Consider the following 2,157-nt stretch of genomic DNA (forward strand, 5'->3'; position numbering starts at 1 on the left):
ATAAAAGCCAGGTATCGAGGTTTGAAGAAGAATGACAATAAACTGTCTACTTTATTTGCCCTGGCGAATATTGTTCGACTGGATCAAATGATCCGGGCACAGGGTTAGTCCGCCCTGAAGTCACGAAAGTGGCTAAATATCATACAAATAAGGGGTTGAGACCTCTGATTTCAGTCCTACTTCGAACTCGATTCAAGAAGGGAAGTAAATTAGAGGTTATTCGCAGGTTCCCTAGATTTTCCGCAATTATGACTGGAATAAAATAGCTCAACGAACTCATGGGCAGGGCACAACTCTGATCACTCTCAAAAGCTTCAAAGGGACTTGGATCCGGTGATGAGTATGGCATCAACAGTAAACCGTCTGTTGTCGAAGGGGTGGCACTAACGTGATAATGACTGCTAAACCTACTCTCGGTTGTAAAGCTTGAAAATGCTACCGACTCAGCAGGACTAATGCTCGCTTCCTGAAGATTAGATGATGAAGGAATTGCGGTATAAGTAGACACACGGGTTACCGGAATTTCAGTGGAATCCATTTCTGATTCTACCGAAGAACCAGGCGCAGAAATGACCGTAGAACTGGTTCCCGATGCTACCGAAGAGCTGGGCGACGACATGACCATAGAACCGGTTACCGATGCTACCGAAGAACCGGGTGAATAAATCATCGAAGAAGAACGCCGTCTCTCACAAAAAGGGAAATCAACAATACTTTCAAAATCGATACCTGAGCCCAGCTCCCCCTGCGCACCATTCTGTGGACCAGCTGCATTAGCCAGTGCAGCGTATACAAAAGGCTGGAATGGACATTGAGAGGCCTGCTGATAGTCAAGAGGATGATTGCCCTCACAACCTTCTGCATCAATTCTGGAGGCATTAAACGGGGTTCCGGAATCTGTACTCCGCCAGAAAAGTCTCTTATTGGAAGGAAAAGCACAAACTCCATTAGCAAACTGTTTATGGCTCTGCTCATTGGTTCTGGGGAAATCCTGCATCTCAAGGGCATTGCCTTGCTTCCAGGTGCCGGCAAGACAGATACGATCAAAAAAGCTATGCGTGGGGATTTCAAAACTCATCCAAACCGGCCTTTCGCCTGCCGCCTCTACCCCCGTCGCAGCCGCATCAAACAAATAGAAGATAGAGTCCAGGTTATTGCTCGAGCCCGGATACGCACTGCGACGAATACCCGTCCCTTCACCAGTGATATTCATATTAATATTCTTGTACTTCAAACCCATACTTTTGGCTTGCCGGATTGCAGCCCCCGTGCCTGCTGAATGCTCAATATAGACGCTCTCAAATTGAAAGATCTGATTGTCGTCATTACGACCACCGTGAACGATAGTCATTGCTGATGATGACTCGCCTTCAAGACCCGTGATAGTGACCGCTGACTGGCGCAGAAAGAAGCCATACGTTTCTTCACAGGTAGCCTCGCTGCTACAGTCCGCACGCTGGGTTACATGGGTCAAGCCGTCTACCGGCTGGGGTAACTGAAACACCAGATGAACTCGCTCGATCCTCAACCCCGTTGTTTCAAAGAACAGACTGTGAGGCTGGGCATCAATACAGCCACCCTGAACTTCTCCCTGACTATTGAAGAAAAGCCTTGGAAAATTATTCGTATTCAGCCCACAGATAGAAAAAGCCATATTATTGAACTGAAACTTCAAGTCCTTTTCCAAAAAGTAATTACGACCGGAGAGAAGAAAGCTTACCCTGCTGCCTTGCGTTGCAAATCGGGAGATAACAGACGACAAGTCACCATTGTTACGTACTGTATAAACCGACGACAATAACTGACAACCTTGAGCTAACTGTTTGTCCAGAGCACTGGAGGCATAGAAATCATTCGCTGCACTTACAGAAGGCGTTGAAGATACAAGAATAAAGACAGCCAATAAGATATTGATCTGGGCCAAAACTTCCCGACAAGAGTTTCTGTATAACTGACACCTCATATTTGAGGTGTACATGAGCAAAGTCGACGGCCGTAAAATTTCCCATGATGTTCGAGAATCTATTCGTTTAGAGGCTATACACCTATGGCTGGAGGGCGCCACTGTCAATCAGCTATCCGAAAAGTATTCTACTCACAGGTCATGCGTTTACGACTGGATTGATCGTTATGAACGAGGTGGCTTGGAAGCCCTGA

General features: G+C 46.5%; 2 protein-coding genes and 1 pseudogene. 2 read left to right on the top strand and 1 reads right to left on the bottom strand.

What is annotated here, in order from left to right:
- Positions 1-108 (top strand): annotated as a pseudogene (locus WG89_RS32545) (IS5/IS1182 family transposase); the annotation flags it as partial.
- A 31-nt stretch (positions 109-139) separates the two neighbouring features.
- On the opposite strand, the gene WG89_RS28175 reads toward WG89_RS32545, so the two are convergent.
- Entirely contained in the window at positions 140-1,924 is a 1,785-nt protein-coding gene (locus WG89_RS28175) for a hypothetical protein (protein WP_062271066.1), read from the bottom strand.
- A 52-nt stretch (positions 1,925-1,976) separates the two neighbouring features.
- Between WG89_RS28175 and WG89_RS29885 the strand changes: the two genes are divergently transcribed.
- A partial coding sequence (locus WG89_RS29885) for a helix-turn-helix domain-containing protein (RefSeq protein WP_153301884.1) occupies positions 1,977-2,157 on the top strand: 181 nt, incomplete at its 3' end.

Source organism: Endozoicomonas arenosclerae (assembly GCF_001562015.1).
Classification (GTDB): Bacteria; Pseudomonadota; Gammaproteobacteria; order Pseudomonadales; family Endozoicomonadaceae; genus Endozoicomonas_A; species Endozoicomonas_A arenosclerae.